20 protein-coding genes and 1 pseudogene are annotated in these 21,782 nt (G+C 70.6%); 10 read left to right on the forward strand and 11 right to left on the reverse strand.

Features of this window, described 5'->3' with window-relative positions; translation table 11 throughout:
• The first annotated feature begins 82 nt into the window (after nucleotides 1-82).
• A complete protein-coding gene (hemG, locus tag ACTWOL_RS28750; protein WP_474299723.1) occupies nucleotides 83-1,525 on the forward strand; it encodes a protoporphyrinogen oxidase in 1,443 nt (480 codons plus the stop codon).
• A gap of 4 nt (nucleotides 1,526-1,529) precedes the next feature.
• Entirely contained in the window at nucleotides 1,530-2,243 is a 714-nt protein-coding gene (gene hemQ, locus ACTWOL_RS28755; protein WP_474299724.1) for a hydrogen peroxide-dependent heme synthase, read from the forward strand.
• A 245-nt stretch (nucleotides 2,244-2,488) separates the two neighbouring features.
• Here hemQ and ACTWOL_RS28760 read toward each other — a convergent pair whose 3' ends face one another.
• From ACTWOL_RS28760 to ACTWOL_RS28785, 6 genes and pseudogenes are all read right to left on the reverse strand, one after another.
• Nucleotides 2,489-4,138, reverse strand: coding sequence for an alpha/beta hydrolase (locus ACTWOL_RS28760; protein ID WP_474299725.1), 1,650 nt, complete (start codon nucleotides 4,136-4,138; stop codon nucleotides 2,489-2,491).
• Between the two features lie 179 nt (nucleotides 4,139-4,317).
• Nucleotides 4,318-5,361 (reverse strand): TIGR04222 domain-containing membrane protein, encoded by a 1,044-nt coding sequence (locus ACTWOL_RS28765; RefSeq protein ID WP_474299726.1) that lies wholly within the window; start codon nucleotides 5,359-5,361, stop codon nucleotides 4,318-4,320.
• Between the two features lie 5 nt (nucleotides 5,362-5,366).
• Entirely contained in the window at nucleotides 5,367-5,969 is a 603-nt protein-coding gene (locus ACTWOL_RS28770; RefSeq protein WP_474301280.1) for an SCO6045 C-terminal-like domain-containing protein, read from the reverse strand.
• A pseudogene (locus tag ACTWOL_RS28775) lies at nucleotides 5,958-6,758 on the reverse strand (MbnB/TglH/ChrH family RiPP precursor modification enzyme); the annotation flags it as partial. The pseudogene ACTWOL_RS28775 and the gene ACTWOL_RS28770, both read right to left, overlap by 12 nt.
• Before the next feature lie 137 nt (nucleotides 6,759-6,895).
• Complete coding sequence (locus ACTWOL_RS28780) at nucleotides 6,896-7,678, reverse strand: DUF4142 domain-containing protein (protein WP_474299727.1); 783 nt, start codon at nucleotides 7,676-7,678, stop codon at nucleotides 6,896-6,898.
• Between the two features lie 118 nt (nucleotides 7,679-7,796).
• Complete coding sequence (locus ACTWOL_RS28785; RefSeq protein WP_474299728.1) at nucleotides 7,797-8,699, reverse strand: peptidyl-tRNA hydrolase; 903 nt, start codon at nucleotides 8,697-8,699, stop codon at nucleotides 7,797-7,799.
• 60 nt (nucleotides 8,700-8,759) lie between these two features.
• Between ACTWOL_RS28785 and ACTWOL_RS28790 the strand changes: the two genes are divergently transcribed.
• Nucleotides 8,760-9,437 (forward strand): AIM24 family protein, encoded by a 678-nt coding sequence (locus ACTWOL_RS28790; RefSeq protein WP_474299729.1) that lies wholly within the window; start codon nucleotides 8,760-8,762, stop codon nucleotides 9,435-9,437.
• A gap of 451 nt (nucleotides 9,438-9,888) precedes the next feature.
• Nucleotides 9,889-11,259 carry a S1 family peptidase gene (locus tag ACTWOL_RS28795; RefSeq protein ID WP_474299730.1) on the forward strand — a complete coding sequence of 457 codons (1,371 nt, stop codon included), beginning with the start codon at nucleotides 9,889-9,891 and terminating at the stop codon, nucleotides 11,257-11,259.
• A gap of 111 nt (nucleotides 11,260-11,370) precedes the next feature.
• Here the strand turns inward: ACTWOL_RS28795 and ACTWOL_RS28800 are convergent, their stop codons facing one another.
• The 3 genes from ACTWOL_RS28800 to zapE form a co-directional block, all read right to left on the reverse strand.
• Nucleotides 11,371-12,309, reverse strand: coding sequence for a PPK2 family polyphosphate kinase (locus tag ACTWOL_RS28800; protein WP_474299731.1), 939 nt, complete (start codon nucleotides 12,307-12,309; stop codon nucleotides 11,371-11,373).
• Between the two features lie 153 nt (nucleotides 12,310-12,462).
• On the reverse strand, nucleotides 12,463-12,888 hold the full coding sequence (locus ACTWOL_RS28805; RefSeq protein WP_474299732.1) for an OsmC family protein: 426 nt from the start codon (nucleotides 12,886-12,888) through the stop codon (nucleotides 12,463-12,465).
• Between the two features lie 61 nt (nucleotides 12,889-12,949).
• Nucleotides 12,950-14,020 (reverse strand): cell division protein ZapE, encoded by a 1,071-nt coding sequence (gene zapE / locus ACTWOL_RS28810; protein ID WP_474299733.1) that lies wholly within the window; start codon nucleotides 14,018-14,020, stop codon nucleotides 12,950-12,952.
• Nucleotides 14,021-14,057: 37 nt separating this feature from the next.
• On the opposite strand from zapE, the gene ACTWOL_RS28815 reads away from it, so the two are divergent.
• The 4 genes from ACTWOL_RS28815 to msrB all read left to right on the forward strand — a co-directional run bounded on the left by ACTWOL_RS28815 (nucleotide 14,058) and on the right by msrB (nucleotide 17,324).
• The gene (locus ACTWOL_RS28815; RefSeq protein ID WP_474299734.1) at nucleotides 14,058-14,828 is read left to right on the forward strand and encodes a pyrimidine reductase family protein; all 771 of its coding nucleotides are present in this window, start codon (nucleotides 14,058-14,060) and stop codon (nucleotides 14,826-14,828) included.
• A 136-nt stretch (nucleotides 14,829-14,964) separates the two neighbouring features.
• A complete protein-coding gene (locus ACTWOL_RS28820; protein WP_474299735.1) occupies nucleotides 14,965-15,417 on the forward strand; it encodes a hypothetical protein in 453 nt (150 codons plus the stop codon).
• Between the two features lie 43 nt (nucleotides 15,418-15,460).
• Nucleotides 15,461-16,882 (forward strand): UDP-N-acetylmuramate--L-alanine ligase, encoded by a 1,422-nt coding sequence (gene murC, locus ACTWOL_RS28825; RefSeq protein ID WP_474299736.1) that lies wholly within the window; start codon nucleotides 15,461-15,463, stop codon nucleotides 16,880-16,882.
• A gap of 34 nt (nucleotides 16,883-16,916) precedes the next feature.
• Nucleotides 16,917-17,324, forward strand: coding sequence for a peptide-methionine (R)-S-oxide reductase MsrB (gene msrB / locus ACTWOL_RS28830; protein ID WP_474299737.1), 408 nt, complete (start codon nucleotides 16,917-16,919; stop codon nucleotides 17,322-17,324).
• 71 nt (nucleotides 17,325-17,395) lie between these two features.
• Here the strand turns inward: msrB and ACTWOL_RS28835 are convergent, their stop codons facing one another.
• Both ACTWOL_RS28835 and ACTWOL_RS28840 read right to left on the reverse strand, forming a co-directional pair.
• The gene (locus tag ACTWOL_RS28835; RefSeq protein ID WP_474299738.1) at nucleotides 17,396-17,623 is read right to left on the reverse strand and encodes a hypothetical protein; all 228 of its coding nucleotides are present in this window, start codon (nucleotides 17,621-17,623) and stop codon (nucleotides 17,396-17,398) included.
• Nucleotides 17,624-17,848: 225 nt separating this feature from the next.
• Entirely contained in the window at nucleotides 17,849-18,751 is a 903-nt protein-coding gene (locus ACTWOL_RS28840; protein ID WP_474299739.1) for an SGNH/GDSL hydrolase family protein, read from the reverse strand.
• Nucleotides 18,752-19,281: 530 nt separating this feature from the next.
• Here ACTWOL_RS28840 and ACTWOL_RS28845 point away from each other — a divergent pair.
• Both ACTWOL_RS28845 and ACTWOL_RS28850 read left to right on the forward strand, forming a co-directional pair.
• Nucleotides 19,282-20,091, forward strand: a complete 810-nt coding sequence (locus tag ACTWOL_RS28845; RefSeq protein ID WP_474299740.1) for a C40 family peptidase — start codon at nucleotides 19,282-19,284, stop codon at nucleotides 20,089-20,091.
• A 31-nt stretch (nucleotides 20,092-20,122) separates the two neighbouring features.
• Nucleotides 20,123-21,412 (forward strand): RICIN domain-containing protein, encoded by a 1,290-nt coding sequence (locus ACTWOL_RS28850; protein ID WP_474299741.1) that lies wholly within the window; start codon nucleotides 20,123-20,125, stop codon nucleotides 21,410-21,412.
• Nucleotides 21,413-21,782 lie beyond the last annotated feature (370 nt).

The following is a 21,782-nucleotide window of genomic DNA, read 5'->3' on the forward strand; positions in this document are numbered from 1 at the left end:
GGGGTTGCCGGTTTCCGGTCCCGAAGCGGTCACGGTCAGGACTCGTTACGGGCGGTGGCGGGCGGTCTGACAGAGTGGACGCATGAACGCGGACACACGTGCGGGGGAGCCGGCCCATGTCGTCGTCATCGGCGGCGGGATCTCCGGGCTCGCCGCCGCGCACCGGCTGATCGCCGCAGGGGTCCGCGTGACCCTGCTGGAGGCGGCCTCCCAGCTCGGCGGCAAGCTCCAGGCGGGCGAGATCGCCGGTGCCCCCGTCGACTTCGGCGCCGAGTCGATGCTGGCCCGCCGCCCGGAGGGCGTGGACCTCGCGCGGGCGGTCGGCCTCGCCGACCGTCTGCAGCCGCCGGCCACGGCCACCGCGTCCGTGTGGACACGCGGCGCGCTGCGCCCGATGCCCAAGGGGCATGTGATGGGTGTGCCGGGCAGCGCCGACGCCCTGACCGGACTGCTCACGACCGAGGGAATCGCCCGGATCGAGCACGAGCGCGGACTGCCCCCGGTCGAACTCCCCGACGATGTGGCCGTCGGCGCCTTCGTCGCCGAACGTCTCGGCCGCGAGGTCGTGGACCGGCTGGTGGAGCCGCTCCTCGGTGGGGTGTACGCGGGCGACGCGTACCGCATCTCCATGCGCGCCGCCGTCCCCCAGCTCTTCGAAGCGGCCAGGGCCGCCCATGGCTCGCTGCAGGACGGTGTGCGCGAGATCCAGCGCCGGGCCGCACTGCGCGAGGAGACCGGCCCCGTCTTCATGGGCATCGAGGGCGGCATCGGCACCCTGCCGCTCGCCGTCGCCGACGCCGTACGGGCCGGGGGAGGGGAGATCCTGACCGAGGCCCCGGTGCTCGGCCTGACCCGCGGCACCGACCACTGGCTGATCCGCACCGACACCCGGCAGCTGACGGCCGACGCGGTGGTGCTCGCCGCCCCCGCCTGGGCGGCCTCCGCGCTGCTCGCCGCCGAGTCCCCGGCGGCCTCCGCCGGGCTCGCCGCCGTCGAGTACGCGTCGATGGCGCTGGTCACCCTCGCCTTCCGCCGTTCCGACCTGGCCGGACAGCTCCCGGACGGGTCCGGCTTCCTCGTCCCGCCCGTCGACGGCCGCACGATCAAGGCGTCCACCTTCTCGGCACAGAAGTGGAGCTGGGTGACCGAAGGGGCGCCGGACCTCTTCCTGCTGCGCACCTCGGTGGGCCGCTACGGAGAAGAGGAGCAGCTGCAGCGCGAGGACTCCGAGCTCGTCGACGTCTCGCTGACCGACCTCGGCGCGGCCACCGGGCTGACCGCCAGACCGGTCGCCAGCGAGGTCACCCGCTGGATCGACGGTCTGCCGCAGTACCCGGTCGGGCATCTGGACAGGGTCGCCCGCATCCGCGACGCGGTGGCCGAGCTCCCCGGGCTGCGGGTGTGCGGGGCGGTCTACGACGGTGTGGGCATCCCCGCCTGCATCGGCAGCGGCAGGCGCGCGGCGGAGGAGATCATCGCCACGGCACCCCTGGTACGGGGCACTGTCCGGGACGGGCGAGAATAGGCCTATGACTGCGCCCGAAAAGATCCCGAACGCCGGTAAGAAGGCGAAGGACCTCAACGAGGTCATCCGCTACACCTTGTGGTCGGTCTTCCGGCTGCGCGACGTACTGCCCGAGGACCGGGCCGGTTACGCCGACGAGGTCCAGGAGCTGTTCGACCAGCTCGCCGCCAAGGACGTCACCGTCCGCGGGACGTACGACCTGTCCGGACTGCGCGCCGACGCCGATGTGATGATCTGGTGGCACGCGGAGACCGCGGACCAGCTCCAGGAGGCGTACAACCTCTTCCGCCGTACGCGCCTGGGCCGCGCGCTGGAGCCGGTGTGGTCGAACATGGCGCTGCACCGCCCCGCGGAGTTCAACAAGTCGCACATCCCGGCGTTCCTCGCCGACGAGACACCGCGCAACTACGTCTCGGTGTACCCGTTCGTGCGCTCGTACGACTGGTACCTGCTGCCTGACGAGGACCGCCGCCGTATGCTCGCGGACCACGGCAAGATGGCCCGTGGTTTCCCGGACGTGCGGGCGAACACGGTCGCCTCGTTCTCCCTCGGCGACTACGAGTGGCTCCTTGCCTTCGAGGCCGACGAGCTCTACCGCATCGTCGATCTGATGCGCCATCTGCGCGGCTCCGAGGCCCGGATGCACGTCCGTGAGGAAGTCCCCTTCTACACCGGACGGCGCAAGAGCGTCGCGGATCTGGTGGCCGGACTGGCCTGAGGCCGTCCACGACCCGGCCTGGACCTAGGGGGCTTCTGACGGATCTCCGTGGCGTCGCGACGCCCGGCACTCATTCTCGACGCACCGGCCGAAAGCCCAAGTACGTCCAGTACGAGGGCTTCCGGCCGGCACGCCGAGAGCACGCACCGGACGCCGCTCCTTCCTCCACGGAGATCCATCAGAAACCCCTGGGGCGGACCGTCTCCCCTTCGGTGTGGACGGCCCGCCCCCTTTGACCCGGAAGATCAGACAGCAGGCGGCAGACTGCGCTCGCGTTCTGCGGCCCGCTGCTCCAAAGACACCGGGTCCGGCTGCGGGTGCGGCGCGCATGACGCGCGCCGCACCGGCGTCCTGCCCTCCAGCAGATACGCCTCCATATGGCCGTTGACACAGGCGTTGGCGCCCCCCGCGATGCCGTGCGAACCGGCGTCCCGCTCGGTGACCAGCACCGAGCCGCCCAGCCGCCGGTGCAGCTCCAGTGACCCGCGGTAGGGCGTCGCCGCGTCCCGCTCGGCCGCCAGGATCAGCAGCGGCGGCAGCACGCCGGGCGCCGCGCGCACATCGAGCGGCCGCTGCCTGGGCGCGGACCAGTACGCACACGGCAGGTTCATCCACACATTGGCCCAGGTCTCGAACGGCGCCAGGCGCGCCAGCGCCGTGTTGTCGCGGTTCCACACCTTCCAGTCCGTCGGCCAGGGCGCGTCGTTGCACTCGACGGCCGTGTAGACCGCGTTTCCGTTCTCCTCCTCCTGCGCCTCCCCGGGATCCGGCGCCGCGAGGGCGATGAGCGGACGCGCGTCGCCCTTCAGATACTGCGCGAGCGCGGCAGCCCGCCGCGGCCAGTAGTCGTCGAAGTAGGCGGCCTGCAGAAATGCCGAACGCAGTTGTCCCGGCCCCACCTTCCCGCCCGCCGGCTCATGGGCGAGGCGGGCCCGGGCCAGCTCGTAGCTCCGCTGGACCTCCGCGGCCGTCTCCCCCAGGCCGTAGACCGCGTGGTGCCGGGCGACCCACGCGCGGAAGTCCGCCCAGCGGCGCTCGAAGGCCAGCGACTGCTCGAGATTGCTGTGGTACCAGATCTTGTGCGGGGAGGGGTCCACGGCGGAGTCGAGCACCATGCGCCGCACATGCCGGGGGAAGAGCACGGCGTGCAGCGAGCCCAGATAGGTGCCGTACGAGGAACCGGCGTAGGTCAGCCGGTCCTCGTGGAGCGCCGCCCGCAGCACCTCGAGGTCGCGGGCGTTGTTGAGGGAGTGGATGTGCCGCAGATACGCGCCGCCGTTACGGGCGCAGCCCCGGGCGTAGGCCTTCGCGCGGGCGATCCGCTCCAGTTTGTACGACTCGGAGGGCTCGACGGGGGCCTGCGTGGGCGCCTTGGTGAAGTCCGCCGGATCCTGGCAGGACAGCGGAGCGGACCGGCCCACTCCGCGGGGGGCGTAGCCGACCAGGTCATAGGCCTCGGCGATCTTCTTCCACTCGGGCCAGCGGGAGGCCTTGGGGAAGTACATGGCCGAGCCGCCCGGGCCGCCGGGGTTGTAGACGAGTGAGCCCTGGCGCTGGGCGGGGGTGCCGGTGGCCTTCACCCGGCTGACGGTGAGCCGGATCCCGCGGGCCAGAGGGTCGGCGTAGTCGACCGGCACCTCGACCGTGCCGCACTCGACGTACTGAGGGAGGTCCTCGACGGCGGCGCAGGGACCGAAGCGGATCCCGGCGGCACGGGCACGAGCGGCGGCGACCAGCGTCCCCTGGTGCTCCGGCGAGGAGACGACGGCGAGCGGGGACACGGCGGGGGAGCCCGGAGTAGGGGAGCCGGGGGCGGTGGCTCCGCCTGCGGGTGCGGCGAGGATGGCCGGCAGGACCAGGGAGCCGAATGCTCCGCACCACACGCGTGCTCTCATCGTGTATCCCTTCGTACCGCCGTGGAACGAAGGGACACCGCAGGGGTGGGGCTTGTAAAGCACCGCTGTTCGGTGTCGGCGTCAATGACCCCGATGCGTCATCACCGGCGGCCGCGCGGCGGGCGCCCCCGCACCGGCCGTGGTCGGAGCCCCTTCCACCACGGCCGGCGCGCGCGGATTCAGCTGGAACTGCTTCCGCAACTCGAGCCGCCGCCACAGCTCGAACTGCTTCCGCAGCTGGACCCACCGCCGGAGCTGCTTCCGCAGCCGGAGCCCCCGCCGCCCGACGAACCCCCGCAGCCGCCGCTGCAGCCACCGCTTCCGCCACAGGAACCGCCTCCGGCCCCGCCGCAGCCCCCGCCACCGGATCCGCCCGGGTCGGCGGCCGAACCTGCGCACCAGATCACGGCCGCGGGGAGCAGCGCCGCGTCGTGCGAGCCGGTGGAGGAGGGCCGCGCCTGCCCGGTGCGAACCATCCGGGCGGCTGCCGCCAACTGTGCCTGGAGCACGGGGTCGGGCAGCGCGCGCAGACCGTTCAGCGCGACCAGATGGGCGGCGTCGTTGGCGTGACCGAAGGACCGGCGGTACTCGGACGCGGCCCGCCTGCCCGAAGGGGTCACCTTGTTGCCCGCACGTGCCGAGCACACGATCCCGATGACGAAGCCCCCCAGGAACGCGGGCAGGATCTTCACGAAGAAGGGCAGGGAGAAGTCCGCGTACCCCTCGACGGCCATGTACTGGACCACCGTCAGCACGATCGAGACCGGTAGCAGCAGGAAGCAGCAGATCGTCTGGGCGATGGCCCGGCGCCGCCAGGTGCGCAGCACGTGGGGTTCCGCCATCAGCCCCCGTGCCGCGAGCCCGTCACCGATCTCCTGCACGGCGGGGCTGCGCATCACGCCCAGCCGCAGGGTGTGGAGCGCCCCGTGTGGTGCGGCGGAGGCCTCCTGGATCACGGCTCGCTCCACCGGGTCGTGCGCCACGGGCCGGTGCACCGCGACGATTCCGGGACCGCCGACGGCGATCCGGCCGTCGGAGGCCATGGCGGCCAGCGCCGTGTCGACGACCCTGGCCGGTCCACCATTGAGGAACGCGGCCTCCATGACGTCGTGCACGGCCGCGCCGCCGCTGCCTCGGCGGCCGGCCGCCGACAGTCCCCGGATCAGCAGCACCGACGAGACCGCCACGGCGGCGTTCACCAGTAGGGCAAGGATGTTCAGCACGGTGATCAGCTCCTGACGAGGGCGGCACGGGCCGCCCGTACGATCCGGGTCGCACGGCGGGGCGGCCGGGCCCCCGCGCGGTCCTGCCACCACTGGGTCAGTCGCCGGCGCGCGCCCGCATCCTGCGGCAGGCCCGCGATCAGCAGATGCTCGGCGAAGTCCAGGGCCTCCCTGCGGTATCCGCCCCGCATGGGCCGGCCCTGCGTGTACTTCAGGAACGAGGACCGGTAGCCGCTGCCGAGGATCTCCGGCAGCTCCGGCGCCACCTTCGCCACCACGTCGGCCCGCTTGGCGGCGAGCGCGCGACTCTGCACCCTCAGGCGCCGTGCGTCGAATCCTTCCGGTACGGGCGTCCCCGCGACCAGTGCGGACAGCAGCGCGGACTGGGCCAGCGCGATCCGCTCGCGCGCCGCCGCCGCGGTGCCGGTCCCTTCGGCCGGACCTCCGGTGGCCCCTTCGACGGCCGTGCCGGTGGCCGTGCCGGCAGTCGCACCGGTGGTGCCTTCGGCGGACGAACCGCCCTCGGTCAGAGCGGGAGACGGCGACGACGGGGCTGCGGACGGCGACGAGGGAGCTGCGGCGTCCAGGGTGCGCCTGATCGCCGTCAACTCCGCCGCGAGCTCCCCGGCCTCCGGGAAGTCGTCGTCACGCTCCAGCAGCACGCCCGGCGGGTCGGTGCGCCGCCGCAGCTCCGCCAGGATGTCGAGGACGGGGCGGGACACCGGATGGGCGTGGGTGTCGTGCCAGACGCCGTCGCGCTCCACGCCGCCGGCGACGTGGACGTACGCGATCGCCTCGACGGGAAGCCGGTCGAGGGCGGCCAGCGGGTCCTCGCCGCGGTTGACACGGTTGGTGTGGAGGTTGGCGACGTCGATCAGGAGCCGTACGCCTGTGCGCTCGACGAGTTCGGCGAGGAACTGGCCCTCCGTCAGCTCGTCGTCGGGCCACGAGATGAGCGCGGCGATGTTCTCCAGCGCCAGCGGCACCGGGAGGGCGTCCTGGGCGATGCGGACGTTCTCACAGAGCACGGCCAGGGCGTCCCGGGTGCGCGGGACGGGAAGCAGATGCCCGGCCTCCAGGCCGGGGGAGGCCGTGAGCGGACCGCCCGCGCGGACGAACGCGATGTGCTCGGTCACCAGTGGCGACCCGAGCGCCTCGGCCCGCTCGGCGAGCGCCGTCAGGCGTGCCGGGTCGGGCCGCTCCGCCCCGCCGAGGCCCAGTGCCACTCCGTGCGGGACGACCGTGACACCACGCTCCCTCAGCCGTACGAGGGAGTCCGGCAGGTGCCCGGGGCAGACGTTCTCCGCCACGACCTCGACCCAGTCGACTCCGGGCAGTCGTTCCACGGTGTCGGCGATCTCCGGGCGCCAGCCGATGCCGGTGCCGAGCCTTTCGATCCTTTTCACGGGTCCCCTCCTCTGCGTGTGCAGGGGTCATGGCCCGGCCAAGCCTGGCCGAATCCAGAGGAGGGGACGTTCAGAGCTTCATTTGAGGTTCCGGACGAGTCCGGCCGACGAGTCCTGCCACCGCAGGGCTACTGCTGGCCCCCGGGTGCCGGCCGGTTGGTGTTGACCGCAGTCGGCGCGCCGGGCTGGGTCGAGGGGCGGGATGTGGCCTGCCCGGGGTCCTGCGGAGAGACCGGGGACGGAGCCGGCGGGAGGTTGCCGTCCGGCGGCGGCGGGCCCGTCGGGCTGGCCGTCACTCCGGTCGCCGCCTCGTTGGCGATCGCGTCGAAGTCCACCTTGCCGGTGCCCTCCAGCATGGTGATGTGGTCCAGCACCGTCTGGTTGGTATCGGTCGCGAGCTGCCGGATCAGGACGTTGCGGGTGGTGTGCCGGACCTGGGCGACCAGCGCGAAGACCTTGCCGTGCGCATTGCGCAGCAGGTTCGCGAACTTGTACTCGTACTCCTGACCGCTCGCCGCGGACAGCTCCTTCAGCCAGCCCTGCTGCTGCTCGTTGGGCTGGTTCGGCAGCTCGACGCCGAGCTTCGCCGCGACATCGCGGGCTCGCTGGTCCAGATCGGTGTGGCCGACGACGAGATGGTCACCCGCGTCCTTGATGGCCTTGCTCGGCGCGCGCTCGATGGCCTGCTGGCCGGCGGGCAGCTCCCACAGACCGGCCAGGCGCACCTTGACCAGGAAGTCGCGGTCGGTCGCCGACAGCGGGCCCCACTGGGTCGCCACGGCTGACGCGTTCAGATTGGCCTGCCCCGTGCCCGAGCGGTCGGCGTAGGACCATACGGGGAACGCGAGCGCGCCCACCGTTGCGACCAGCGCCCCGATGATGAGTGCCGTCCCGTTGATGCGCCGCAGCAAGTGTTCCTCCCCAGCAGTTGTGCACATGCCGCACCGGCTCTCGGGCCGAAGCGGCGCTGCAACCTACTTCGCATTACTGGGAAGTACGCAGCGGGAAGGCGCCGTGTTCAAACCGTCTTCAGCTTTCGGGGCTTCGCCCGCGCACCGGATGTCCGGCCACGACCGTGACCGAGCCCGGGGCGATCTCGGTGAAACCCGCGTCGCGTACGGTCGGCAGGCCGCTTGCGGTGAGTGCGGCCCAGCGGCCGGGCGGTGCCGTCCGTACGGCAAGCGGGAATCCCGCAGCGTGCCAGGCCGCACGCTCGGGCTCGTCCATGTCCCACCACAGCAGCTGGGCTCCGTGACCGACCTGGGCCATCTCCTTGCCGGTCGACATCCGCAGCCCGGGGTTGAGCCAGATCACGGCCCGGCCTGGATCGGACGCTTCCGCCGGGCGCGGCTCCTGCGGGTCCTGCGCATCCTGTGCGCCCTCCGGATGCACGGGGACCTCCGGATCCACGGGGACCTCGGGGTCGTCGAGCTCTGTGCCGGACACCTGGAGTTTCACCAGTTCCCTGGGCCAGCCGTCCAGCGGCACCGGCGGGAAGACCCGTACCTCCGCGTGCTCGCCCGTCACCGTGATCCCGGGCAGTGCCGATGCCTTGCGCCACTCCGCGCCGCGCGCACGGCGCACCACCTTGCGGATCCGGGCGTCCTGCCAGTCCCTCACGGCCTGTGCCCACGCCCCGTCGCCGAGCGAGCGCTCGTCGGAAAGCAGCACGAGCACGGCGCGTGCCGCGGTCTCCAACGCGTCGGTACGGGACGGAGGATCGGTCTTCTCGATCCGGACCACCAGCGGCAGCACGAACTGCGGGGCCTCGTCGCGCGCGGTCCGCTCGTGGCGGAACGGGCTGTCGGCGGAAGCGGCGGAGGAACCGCGGGAGGGCTCGTCGGCGGAGTCCGCCGGGGAGCCGGCGGAGAGGCCGGCGGAGGAGGGGGAGGAACTGTCGGTGCGGGTCACCTTGCCCAGTTTGCCAGCCACGGAAAACGTACTCCCCGTACTCCTTGGCGGAACGAGAACCTCCGGGGCACGATGCCCGTCATGAAGAGCGACCTCTTTGCCGGCGAGTACCTGGCGCAGCCGGCCACCGTCCCCGGGATGAGCCTCCAGAACGCCAAATCGATCAAGTACGCGGTCAGCGGGGAGATGCTGGCGAGGCAGGGTTCGATGATCGCCTTCCGCGGCGATCTCCAGTTCGAACGCAAGGGCCAGGGCATAGGCGGCATGCTCAAGCGCGCCGTCACGGGCGAGGGACTTCCGCTGATGACCGTCCGCGGTCAGGGGGAAGCCTGGTTCGCACACGAGGCTGCGAACTGCTTCGTCGTCGACATCGAGCAGGGCGACGCGCTCACCATCAACGGACGCAACGTCCTCTGCTTCGACTCGACGCTCTCCTACGAGATCAAGACCGTGAAGGGTGCCGGGATGACCGGCGGCGGCCTGTTCAACAGCGTCTTCTCCGGATACGGCAAGCTCGGCGTCATCTGCGAGGGCAACCCCATCGTCATACCGGTCACCGCGCAGCAGCCGGTGTACGTCGACACCGACGCGGTGGTGGGCTGGAGCGACAGGCTGACCACATCGCTGCACCGCTCGCAGTCCTTCGGTTCGATGATCCGCGGCGGCTCGGGCGAGGCGGTCCAGCTGATGCTCCAGGGCGAGGGATTCGTGATCGTCAGGCCCAGCGAAGCGGCGCCGCACAAGCCCACCTCCCAGTGAGCCGGGCCGCGGGCGGTCGGTCATCGCGGCCGGTGCCCTTCGCCTGACCGGGGAGGAGCCGGCCCTCCTCGACAAGGCACGCGATGCCGACGTCTGAGCACGCCTGTGTCCGGATCCCGGCCGGGGTCCGGACACAGGCGCATCTGTTCCGGGGAGCACTGCCGAGAGCACTGCCGCCTCGGAGGCGCCTTCAATCGGCGTACAAAAACGGTCACTCGCGGAAAATCTACGATCAACCGTCGATGTCCTGAAGAGCTCACCCTGACGCATCGTCAAAAAGATTTTCTGGACGCGATGATGAACGGAACCGCTGCCTCCATCCGTATGAATGGCCGGACGCGTCCCCGGTCGCCCCCCTCGGCGACCGCAGTCCGTAATACCCCCAGGAGGCGAAGAGTTGAGTCACAGGCGAATACCCAAGCGGAATGCCATTCTCGCTGGAGCCGGGGCGGTGGGCATCGCCGCAGCGGCTGTACTGCTGCCGAATGCCAACGCTTCGCAGTCCGGCGAGGGGGAGCAGCCGGACGCACCCAGGAAGATGAGCGCCGCATCCGCGTCGGAGCTGCTGCAGCAGCTGGGAAAGCAGCTCGGTGAGTCCTACGGCGGCGCCTACTACGACGCGGGGAAGAAGCAACTCGTCGTCAATGTCGCGGGCGACGACAGCAATGCGAACGCCAAGGTCAGGAAGGCCGGAGCGGTCGTCAGGAGCGTGCGGAACAGCGTCGCCTCGCTCAAGTCGGCCACCGACTCGCTGTCACAGAAGGCCGCTGTGCCGGGCACGGCCTGGGCCATCGACCCGCGTACCAACCAGGTCCTCGTGACCGCGGACCGTACGGTCAAGGGCGCACGGTGGGACAAGCTGGAGTCGGCGGTCGGCTCACTCGGCGACGGCATGGCCCGGATCAAGAAGTCCTCCGGTGTGTTCAAGCCCTTCGTCGAGGGCGGCGACGCCATCTTCGGCGGCGGTTCACGCTGCTCGCTGGGCTTCAACGTCACCACCCAGAACGGACAGCCCGGCTTCCTCACCGCGGGCCACTGCGGTGTCGCGGCCGAGAAGTGGTCCGACCAGCAGGGCGGTGCGCCGATCGGCACGGTCCAGGAGGCGGTCTTCCCCGGTCAGGGCGACTTCGCGCTCGTCACCTACGACGACCCGAACACCCAGGCGCCGAGCACGGTCGACGTGGGCAACGGCCAGCAGGTGGAGATCCGGCAGGCGGCCGACGCGGCCGTCGGCCAGGAAGTCATCCGCATGGGCAGCACCACGGGGCTGAACGACGGCCAGGTCACCGGTCTCAACGCGACCGTGAACTACCCGGAGGGCACCGTCTCCGGGCTGATCCAGACCAATGTGTGCGCGGAGCCCGGGGACAGCGGTGGTGCGCTGTTCACCAGGGAGGGTGACGCGATCGGGCTCACCTCGGGCGGCAGCGGTGACTGCAAGCAGGGCGGTGAGACCTTCTTCCAGCCCGTGACCACGGCACTGCAGGCGGTCGGCGCCCAGATCGGTGCCGGTAACGGCGGCGGTGACAACGGCGGCGCGGCGAACGCCGGTGCCGGTGACGGTGGTGCTGCGAACGCGGGTGCCGGTGACGGTGGTGCTGCGAACGCGGGTGCCGGTGATGGCGGCGGTGACAACGGTGGTGCTGCGAACGCGGGTGCCGGTGACGGTGGTGCTGCGAACGCGGGTGCCGGTGACGGCGACGCCAACGCCAATGCCGGTGCGGACCCCGGCCACGGTGGCGGCGGTGACGCCGGTGCTGGTGATGACGGTGGTGACGCCGGTGCCGGTGGTGACGGCGGCGCATCGCAGCAGCACGGCTGAGGCGCAGCAGGCCGAAGAGCGGCCCCGGTCATCGATGGATGACCGGGGCCGCTCCTCGTACCCGCGGAGCGCCGGCAGAGCCTTTCGTCGGCAACGGCAGGACCGGCCTGATCAGTGGCCCTCGAGCAGCGTCGTGCGGAACTTCTCCAGATCGACGTCCGGTTCCGGATACCGCGGGTCCAGCTCCTCCAGACACTCCAGCAGCAGCCGGCCGACCGCCCAGTTCCGGTACCACTTGTGGTCCGCGGGGACGACGTACCAGGGCGCCGCGACGGTCGAACAGCGCTCGAGTACCCGCTCGTACGCCTTTTGGTACGCGGGCCACAGCGCGCGGTCCTCGAGGTCGTCCGGATGGAACTTCCAGCGCTTCTCGGGGTCGTCGAGCCGGGCGAGCAGCCGCCGGCGCTGCTCCTCGTAAGAGATGTGGAGGAAGACCTTCACCACCGTGATGCCGTCGTCGACGAGCGAGCTCTCGAAGTCGTTGATCTCGTCGTAGCGGCGGCGGACGGTCTCCCGCGGCGCCAGCTCACGCACCCGCGGGACCAGCACGTCCTCGTAGTGCGAGCGGTCGAAGATGCCGATCATGCCGGGCGGTGGCAACTCCCGCATGATGCGCCAGAGGAACGGGTGGTCCCGCTCCTGCGGAGTCGGCGCCTTGAACGCCTTGATGTGGCAGCCGGACGGGTTGAACTGCCCGACGACATGCTTGACCGTGCCGCCCTTGCCGCTGGTGTCCATGCCCTGGAGCACCAGCAGGACGCGCCGCCGGTCGCCGCCGGTGCCCGCCGCGTAGAGCCGCTCCTGCACCGCTGCCAGCCGCTCGCCCTGAGCGGCCGCGGCCACGCGGGCCTCGGGCTTGTCCCGGGGACCGACCGGCGTGGCCCCGGTGTCGTACGAGGCGAGGTCCACGGTGCCACCGGGCCCGACGCGGAGCAGCCGGCGAAGCCGGAACCGGGTGTCGTGCCCGTCCCCGCTCGTGCTGTCGTGCCGGTCCCCGCTCGTCCTTCCGGTGTGCGGACCGCCGTTGTCACGGTCGGCGTTGCTCGCCATCACACGCCCCTTTTTCTCGGACTCGACCGCCGGATTCGATCGCAGAAGTCATCCGAAGGTCCTGGGGGGCGGGGCGGGAGCCGTGACCCGCATGCGGGCCCGTGTCCTGGTGCGGCACGGGAGACATGCGGGCCACTCCGCCCCGGGCAGGACCTACGCCAGGTCGGCGCTCAGGGTGATGTTCGTGCCGGCCAGTGCCTGGCTCACCGGGCAGTTCTTCTTGGCTTCCTCGGCGGCCGCCTTGAAACCGTCCGCGTCGAGGCCGGGGACCTCGCCGGTGACCGTCAGATGGATGCCGGTGATGCCCTCACCGGGCTGGAAGGTGACCTCGGCCTTGGTCTCCAGGCGGGTGGGCGGGGTGCCCGCGCCGTTGAGACCGTGGGAGAGGGCCATGGAGAAGCAACTCGAGTGGGCGCCGGCGATCAGCTCCTCGGGGCTGGTCTTGCCGTTCGCCTGCTCGGCGCGCGACGGCCACGAGACGGGGAAGTCGCCGATGCCGGACGAGTCGAAGGTGACGACGCCCGAGCCCTTGAGCAACTCGCCTTCCCAGACGGTGTGTGCCTGACGCGTGGTGGCCATGGTGGATCCCTTCTCAACGAACTCAGTGAATCGGTTCCAACTGGGCCCAACCTACTGGAAGCTAATGGTCGACGAGGCCCTTGGCGTCCCGGGCCAGCGCGGTCAGCCGCGAGATGGCCCGGAAGTACTTCTTCCGGTACCCGCCCTTCAGCATGTCGTCACTGAACAGCCGGTCGAAGGGGAGCCCCGATGCCAGCACCGGCACCTCGCGGTCGTAGAGCCGGTCCGCGAGGACGACGAGCCGCAGTGCCGTCGACTGGTCCGGTACGGCCTGCACATCGGTGAGGCAGACGGCGCGCAGACCGTCCGTGAGCGCTCCGTAGCGGCTGGGGTGGACCCGTGCGAGATGCTCGAGCAGCGCGGGGAAGTCGTCGAGCGAGGCACCCTGGGTGGCGTGTGCCGCCGTGGTGACCTGCTTGTCCGTGAACGGTGGCGGGGCTTCGGGAAGCCCGCGGTGGCGATAGTCCTCGCCGTCGATCCGCAGTGGCCTGAAGTGTGCCGACAGTCCCTGGATCTCGCGCAGGAAGTCGACGGCGGCGAACCGGCCCTCGCCGAGCTTTCCGGGCAGGGTGTTGGACGTGGCCGCAAGCGCGACGCCCGCGTCCACCAGCTTGCCCAGCAGGGTCGACACCAGCACCGTGTCGCCCGGGTCGTCCAGTTCGAATTCGTCGATGCACAGCAGACGGTGTCCGCCGAGGGTGCTCACCGTCTGCTGGAATCCGAGCGCGCCGACCAGGTTGGTCAGCTCGACGAAGGTGCCGAAGGCCTTGAGGGCCGGCTCGGCGGGGGTGGCGTGCCACAGCGAGGCCAGCAGATGGGTCTTGCCGACTCCGTAGCCGCCGTCCAGATAGACCCCGCGCGGCGCGACCGGGGCCGCGGGCTTCTTCGCGAACCAGCGCCGTCGGCCGCTCCCCGTGGCATGCGCACCGCCCAGGCCCGCGGCGAAGGAGCTCAGTACCGAGACCGCTTCGCTCTGGCTGGGCTGCCGCGGGTCGGGGACGTAGGTGTCGAAGCGGACCGAGTCGAAGCGCGGCGGCGGCACCATCTCCGCGACCAGACGCTCGGCGGGGACGTGGGGCTCCCGGGCGCACAGGGACAGTGGAGCCGCTTGGGTTATGGGGCTGGTCGACACAGTCGTCCACTCTACGGGCCGTGCCAGACTGCACCGCATGCGACGCCTGTTCCCTGTGACCGACCCGACGGCCCCCGACCGGGAGTGGAGCCTCGACGAGCTCGCCGACGCCTACGCCTATCCCGGCGAGTGCTCCGGCGGTGACCGGGTGTGGCTGCGGGCCAACATGGTCGCGTCCCTGGACGGTGCGGCCCAGCACGGGGGGCACTCGCAGCCGCTGTCCTCCGGCACGGACATGCGGATCTTCGGCACCCTGCGGGCGCTGGCCGACGCGGTGGTCGTCGGGGCGGAAACGGTACGCCAGGAGGGCTACCGTCCCACCCGGGCCCGGGACGTCTTCGCCGAGCGGCGGGCCGCGGCCGGGCAGGGGCCCGCCCCGGCGATCGCCGTGATCAGCGCGAGCCTCGACCTGGACTTCACCCTGCCCCTCTACGTCTCTCCGCCGGCGCCGACCCTGGTGCTGACCGGGGCCGCGGCCGCCCCCGACCGGATCGCGGAAGCACGGAAGGCGGGGGTGGAGGTGCTGATCGCGGGCGACGGTCCGGGCGTCGACCCCGTCCGAGCCGTGCGAGCCCTGGCCGACCGCGGAATGACGAGGCTGCTCACCGAGGGCGGGCCGCGGCTGCTGGGCCAGTTCGTCGCGTCCGGAGTACTGGACGAGCTCTGTCTGACCGTGTCGCCGATGCTGACCGCGGGCGACGCCCAGCGGATCGCCGGAGGTCCGTCGGTGGCCGTCCCGGAACGCTTCGGACTGGCATCGCTACTGGAGGAGGACGGGTATCTGTTCACCCGCTACCGTCGGGTGTGACCGACGGTCGTGGCAGACGGTGGGCGTTGTTCGTTCCGGTTTGCCCCGGGTGGGCACTATTACTCACGAACCCCGTGCATACACGGGGAAGGATGGTTTCCGCAGAAGGGCGCCCGACGTGTTCACCAGCGTATTGATGATCGAGAAGCCCCTCACGTCCGTCGACGTGGACTTCGTCACCACCCTGCACGGGGACGAGGCCGTCTCGTTCATCGTGCTCATGCAGCCGCGCGGTGACCAGGCGGACCTGCTGCTGCGCGCCATCGACGACGTTGCCATGGGCGAGCTCAAGGAGGCCGTCCGGGAGGGGGACGAGCCCGAGGGCAATGAGGCGAGAAAGCCCGCCGAGCTCGCACTCGAGCGCTCGCTGGCGGCCCTGCGCGCGGCCGGCAGCGAGGCCGTCGGACAGGTCGTCGAAAACCATCCGCTGGACAAGCTGAAGACCGTCGTGGACGAGTCCGGGGCCGACGAGGTGATCGTGCTCACCGCACCGCACTACGTGGAGGAGTTCTTCCACCGCGACTGGGCCTCACGGGCCCGGCACAAGGTCGGCGTACCGGTGCTCAAGCTCTTCGCCCACAGCGAATAGGCTGGGGGGCCTCGTACGACGTCGCACTCTGGGAGACACACAGATGGCACCCGGCATCCCCCACGCCATGGAACGGCCGCACTTCATCGGCATCGGCGGCGCCGGAATGTCCGGGATCGCCAAGATCCTCGCCCAGCGGGGCGCGAAGGTCGCGGGAAGTGACTCCAAGGACTCGGCGACCGCCGAAGCCCTGCGCGCACTCGGTGTGACCGTTCACATCGGACACGCCACCGAGCACCTCGCGGACGACGCCTCCTGCGTCGTCGTCTCCAGCGCCATCCGCGCCGACAACCCCGAGCTGGCCCGTGCCGCCGAGCTGGGCGTGCCGGTCGTGCACCGCTCCGACGCCCTGGCCTCCCTCATGCGCGGCGCCCGCACCATCGCCGTCGCCGGCACCCACGGCAAGACCACCACGACCTCGATGCTGGCCGTCGCGCTGAGCGAGCTGGGTCTCGACCCCTCGTACGCGATCGGCGGTGACCTCGCGGGTCCCGGCACGAACGCCCGGCACGGCGAGGGCGAGCTCTTCGTCGCCGAGGCCGATGAGAGCGACCGCAGCTTCCAGAAGTACGACCCCGATGTCGCGATCGTCCTCAACGTCGAGCTCGACCACCACGCCAACTACGCCTCCATGGACGAGATCCACGAGTCCTTCGAGGCGTTCGTCGCCAAGATCCCGCAGGGCGGCACCCTGGTCGTCGGCGAGCACTCCGGCGCCCGGGAGCTGGCCACCCGTGTCGGCGCGCGCGAGGACCTGACCATCGTGCGGGTCGGCGAGGACGAGGCCGCCGACCTGCGGATCCTCGAGATCAAGCCGAACGGTATGGCCAGCGAGGTCACCGTCTCCCTCGCCGGGGCCTCACTCGCCCAGAGCCCCGGGGCGGGCCGCGAGATCACCTTCACCGTCTCCGTCCCCGGCCGCCACTACGCCCACAACGCCGCCGCCGCGCTCGCCGCAGGCGTCCGCACGGGCATCGACCCCGCCGGGCTGGCCGCCGCGCTCACCGCCTACACCGGTGTGGGCCGCCGCCTCCAGCTCAAGGGCGAGGCCGCGGGCGTCCAGGTCATCGACTCGTACGCACACCACCCCACCGAGATGACCGCCGACCTGGAGGCCATGCGCGCCGCCGCGGGCGACCGCAGGCTGCTCGTGGTCTTCCAGCCCCACCTCTTCTCCCGCACCCAGGAGCTCGGCACCGAGATGGGACAGGCGCTCGCCCTTGCCGACGCCTCCGTGGTCCTCGACATCTACCCCGCCCGCGAGGACCCGATCCCGGGTGTCACCAGCGCCCTGATCACCGACGCCGCGACCGCCGCGGGCGCCCGGGTGACCCCGGTCCACGACAAGGCGGCCGTCCCCGGGGTGATCGCGGGAATGGCCCGGCCCGGTGATCTCGTTCTCACCATGGGCGCCGGCGATGTCACGGACCTCGGTCCGCTGATCCTGGCCCGCCTGTCGGACTGAGGCCGTCCACGGCCCGTAGCGAGGGAGAGCGAGCATGGCGTACGACGTCGAGAAGCCGGACGAGCAGTGGCGCGCGGAGCTGACCCCGGCGGAGTACGCCGTGCTCCGCGAAGGTGGCACCGAGCCCGCGTTCCGCGGTGAGTACACGGACACCAAGACCAAGGGCGTCTACTCGTGCCGGGCCTGCGGCGCCGAGCTCTTCACCTCGGGGACCAAGTTCGCGTCGCACTGTGGCTGGCCGTCCTTCTACGACCCGAAGGACTCGGACGCCGTGGAGCTGATCGAGGACCGCTCACACGGCATGGTCCGCACCGAGGTGCGCTGTGCTCGCTGCGGCTCGCACCTCGGTCATGTCTTCGAGGGCGAGGGCTACCCGACCCCCACGGACCAGCGGTACTGCATCAACTCGATCTCGCTGCGGCTGGAGCCGGACGAGGGCTGAAGCGGCAGTCCGCCTTGATCGGAAGGTGCCGGGGCTGACGGCGGGCTTGGGTCCTCAAGGGGAGCCGCATTTCAAGGCCGGTCGTGCCGTACCCGGCCGTATAGCCAGTGATTGCGGACCTCCCACGTCGAGGTATCGGTCAGGCGGCGTTCTGCTTTTCGGCCCCGGGACTTGGACTGCTTCTGTGACTGTTCCGCAGCCACGTTCACGATCGTGTCGGTGGGGTTGTCGCTCCTGACGACGCCCGTGGTACCGGCGGTAATGCCGCCGGTCAGCAGGCCCGCGGCAGCGATGGCCACTGCCAGCGATCAGATCTTCCGTGATCGTGCAATATGCATGCTGATGCTCCCTTGAGCTGAAGGTTGGGTGATCGAGCCGGGCTTGTGACGTGGCCTCGTTTGCGGTCGCCCCTGCTTGGGGTCGTCGGCCCCAAGCAGGGGCAGGGGGCAGGGTCCCTTCGGGCCCGGATCTATGGCTGTGCCGATAGCCCTTCCGGGCTTCCGGCGCAGCCACGTCCGTATTGGCTACGGCTTGACCTTCTGCCAGATCAGCCAGCCGAAGGCCTCGTGACCGAGGGCGTTCGGGTGCATGGACTCGACGGTGGGCATGCTGAGCCCGTTGACCCACTCGGGGTTCTCGCAGACCGCATGTCCCTTGAAGGCCCGCTCCGCGTCGACGAACTCGAATCCGTGACGCTGGGCGGCGTCGGCGGTGACGTCGTTGAGGGTCTGGGCCGCAGCATTGATCTTCTGTCGGGTCTTCTGCCCCATCAGCCCGTCCGCCCGGCAGCGGTCCTGCGCATCCCGCAGGATCTTGGGGTATCCGACCGCCAGAACCCGGGCGTTGGGTGCCTTGTCACGGATCTTCTTGTAGACCTTGTCAAGACGGTCAGGCAGTTTCTCGGCGTAGTCGCGCTGAACCTTGTCGATGGGATCGGTGCAGAGCTTGCCATCGCTGAACGCGATGCACTTCTTGAGGACCCCGGTGAATCCGAAGTCATTGGCGCCGACCTGGACGGTCACCAGATCGGTCCGGCTATTCAGCGTCCCGAGCTGCTCACGGATCACGGCTGTCGTGTTGGCTCCACAGAACGCCTTGAAGTCCAGCGTGGCTCCGAGGGCGCCGGCGACACGACGCGGGTACGCCTTCGTGGAGTTGGCGACGCGGATCCGCTTTTCCTCGTCGATCCAGCAGCTGTTCGCCTCCGCGGTCGGCGACCCCGCCCCGATGCCCGCGGCAACGGAGTCACCGAGCGCCACGTAGCGTACGGGCGCCGCAGCCTTCCCCGCCGCGATATGGGCGACCGAGTCGGTGGCCGTGTCGGTGGTGAGGGCGTCGGTGGAGGCGACTGCGCCGCCGGTCAGCAGGCCGGTGGCGGCAGCGGCCACGGCCAGCGAGTGGGTCTTTCGTGATCGTGTGATGCGCATGCTGATGCTCCCTTGAGCTGTTGGCTTGATACGGGATGAGCCGGGTTTGTTCACGGCCTCGGCTGTAGTTGCGCCCGCCCGCGGTCGTCGACACCAGCGGGCGGCCCGGCAGCGTGCGGCGGCGCCTTCGACTGGGGGCGCTGCCTGGCGGTGCGGGGCGGTGGAATAAGCGTTGCCCGGGCGACAGTGGCGGGGCAACGGATCCGGCGGACGGGACAGTCCGGAGTTGTCTGTGCTGGTCAGACGCAGTGTCCTGGGGAGGCTTCGCTGTCCATGTCGAGGGGCCCGGTGGCAGCGGACGGAGCCGGACTGTCCGGGACGCCGGAAGATCTGGCGGGACACCTTCACGCCGGATGAGCCTCCTGTGGGGGCCGCGAACTCCGCGGCCTGCGAAGGAGGTTGTGATGGATCAGCAGACGTTGACGAGGCCCGGGCGGCTGGCGCCGAGGCACGAAGGGGCCCCGGTTTCCCATAGGCGCCCACGGGCCCGTGTTCCGCGCAGGAGCGGTGAGCGGGAGGTGTGGTGGGCGTTGCCGTTTCTGACGGTGCTGTTCGCGCTGTTCATGCTGCTCGGCGCGGGCCTGGCCGTGAACGAACCGGACGGTGCGCCGTCGGCGGCGCGGCCGCCGGCGAGTCTCGAGCCTCAAGAGCCGACCGCCCCCAAGCCGCCTCAGCTGCCGCACCCGGTGGAGAACCCCGGCAAGCCGGCCGAGCCCCATCCCGGCCGGGACGCCGCCAGACCCACGCCGGTGAAGAAGGTGATGCTGCTGCCCGGCGACACCCTCTACGCCCTGGCCCACAAGCACGGCACGACCGTCAAGGCCCTCCAGCAGCTGAACGGCCTGGGCAGCTCGACCCTGATCTACGCCGGCGACCCGCTGCGCGTGCCGTCCAAGCCCGGCCCCACCGGCCACGGGTCAAAGGGCGTATCCTCCCGGCCCGCGCCTGCGCCGGAGGAGACCGGCACTCCGGGCACGAAGCAGCCTGAGAAGGGCAGCACCGCAGCGGTCGCCTACGCTCGGGCGCAGCTCGGCAAGCCCTACGTCTGGGGCGGCACCGGGCCCCGCGGGTTCGACTGCTCGGGCCTGGTGATGCGGGCCTGGCAGAAGGCCGGCGTGCACCTGCCGCGCACCACATGGGACCAGGTCGAGGCAGGCAAGGCCACCACCCGCGCCCGGCTCGTCCCCGGCGACCTGGTCGTCACCCGCGGCGGAGCACACATCCAGCTCTACATCGGAGACGGCAAGGTCATCCACGCCCCCCGCCCCGGCCGCACCATCACCATCGCGGCCCTGACCGATGCCTCCGACGTCGTCAGCTACCGCCACATCACCCGCTGACCGCGGCCTAGCCTTGAGGATGCATTCCTCCATGCGCCATCTGACCTTGCCGGTTCCGCTCTCCCCGCGCCTGAGCACTACTCTCCTCAACACGTGTGATCGAGGAGGGGACATGGGGGAAACGGGACCGGACCCGAAGACCGCCCGTACACCGGCGGAGTTCGTGGCCACGATGCGCCAGTTACGCAACTGGGCCGATCTGAGCTACCGACAGCTGGAACGCAAGGCCGAGGACGCCGGCGACGTACTGCCGCGCACCACACTGTCCGGCGTCCTGGCACGCCAGGACCTCCCCCGCGAAGAACTCCTGACCTCCTTCGTCCGCGCCTGCGGTGCCGACCCCGCAACCATCGACGCCTGGGTGGAAACCCGCCGCCGCCTCGCCATGAGCACGAACCCCGCAACACCAGCCACTGGTGAAGCGGCGCAAGCCCCGCACACCCCCGAAGGCGCGGAGACCACAACCGCCTCGGAGAGCGCATCACTCACGTCGCCCCCTGATTACACGCCACCAGATCCCAGCGTCAGCGCGGGTCCCAGAACGAGCGGCAACGAGCGCCAGGAGCCGGAGACCACTCATCAGGACGAGGGGGCACCCGTCAGGACCCTCGACCCCCCGGACACCTCTTCCTCGTCGGTCAGCCGGCCTTCAGCCAGGCGGTTTGGGAGGAAGGTCGTCCTCACCGCGAGCACGGCTACTGTCCTTGCCGCTCTTACCATTGGCGCGCTGACGCTCTGGTTGAACAATTCCGAAGTCGGCCGCAAGGGCGACGCTTCGCCGTCGAGGTCACAGTCAATGCGTGCGGCCCCCCGTTCTGCATCGCCCAATCTGCCGCTTTCCCCGGGGACGTACCGAATGCGCACAGCCGACGGGCGCTGCCTGGCTACACGTCAGGACCAAGCGAACCCCGACCAAGGCATCGACCGCTTCTTCTACCAAACGGCGTGCACGACGAGCGAGAGCATCAAAGTGACGCTGGAGGTGGAGAACGGCCTCTACAGGATCACCACTCGCGGCAAGGACTCTGAACCGGACTTCTGCCTGGGGATCCCCGGAGGGGCAGTCACCGACGGAGCAGATGCCATGTTCGCGTACTGCGGAGACCATGGACTGCTGGAGGCTGAGCAGTTCAGTCTCGAAAAGGTCAGCACCCACGGCGGAGGTTTCCGCATCAGAGCAGCGCATCTCCGCTTCGTGCCGCAAAGCCAGAGGAAAGACCTCTGCATCGGCTCGCCGGACGGCGACCACAGAGCGTGGGCCCCCATGTTCCAGTTCGAATGCCTCCCCTCAGCACGACAGGTCTTCGAGTTCCTGAAGTAACCCAGATGGTGCGGCAACAGCACGCCCGACTCAAAGAATCACGAGACGACCGCAGCGCCCCACCTGGCTCACGTACATGAAGACCGGCGGGCCGAGACCTGGCACATCCCCGACTGCCCGGCCATGGGGTCACCACCACGTCACACTGAAACGCGGTCTCGGCACGGCCCGGACCTGCGGATGGGAGACCCACGCCACCGCCCCGGGACGGGCTCTCGAGAGGCTGGGGGATTTCAGGAGCATGCCGGCGAGCAGGCATGGACGTGCCGACGATCATCATCGTTCCGCCAGCGGCCTCGCCCGGCGTAGGGGATCCGTAAAGACGGCGCAGCGACGCGTCAGGGTGGCGTTAACGCGAGCTGCGTGATGG

This window comes from Micromonospora sp. IBHARD003, from assembly GCF_056106285.1.

What these genes read in the sequence shown, in the direction of transcription:
- msrB (WP_474299737.1), top strand. Translation starts at nt 16,917, where the DNA reads ATGGCGTACGACGTCGAGAAGCCGGACGAGCAGTGGCGCGCGGAGCTG.
- murC (WP_474299736.1), top strand. Translation starts at nt 15,461, where the DNA reads ATGGCACCCGGCATCCCCCACGCCATGGAACGGCCGCACTTCATCGGC.
- hemQ (WP_474299724.1), top strand. Translation starts at nt 1,530, where the DNA reads ATGACTGCGCCCGAAAAGATCCCGAACGCCGGTAAGAAGGCGAAGGAC.
- ACTWOL_RS28760 (WP_474299725.1), bottom strand. Translation starts at nt 4,138, where the DNA reads ATGAGAGCACGCGTGTGGTGCGGAGCATTCGGCTCCCTGGTCCTGCCG.
- ACTWOL_RS28800 (WP_474299731.1), bottom strand. Translation starts at nt 12,309, where the DNA reads ATGGCGAGCAACGCCGACCGTGACAACGGCGGTCCGCACACCGGAAGG.
- ACTWOL_RS28805 (WP_474299732.1), bottom strand. Translation starts at nt 12,888, where the DNA reads ATGGCCACCACGCGTCAGGCACACACCGTCTGGGAAGGCGAGTTGCTC.
- ACTWOL_RS28790 (WP_474299729.1), top strand. Translation starts at nt 8,760, where the DNA reads ATGAAGAGCGACCTCTTTGCCGGCGAGTACCTGGCGCAGCCGGCCACC.
- ACTWOL_RS28840 (WP_474299739.1), bottom strand. Translation starts at nt 18,751, where the DNA reads ATGCGCATCACACGATCACGAAAGACCCACTCGCTGGCCGTGGCCGCT.
- hemG (WP_474299723.1), top strand. Translation starts at nt 83, where the DNA reads ATGAACGCGGACACACGTGCGGGGGAGCCGGCCCATGTCGTCGTCATC.
- ACTWOL_RS28815 (WP_474299734.1), top strand. Translation starts at nt 14,058, where the DNA reads ATGCGACGCCTGTTCCCTGTGACCGACCCGACGGCCCCCGACCGGGAG.
- ACTWOL_RS28820 (WP_474299735.1), top strand. Translation starts at nt 14,965, where the DNA reads ATGATCGAGAAGCCCCTCACGTCCGTCGACGTGGACTTCGTCACCACC.
- ACTWOL_RS28850 (WP_474299741.1), top strand. Translation starts at nt 20,123, where the DNA reads ATGCGCCATCTGACCTTGCCGGTTCCGCTCTCCCCGCGCCTGAGCACT.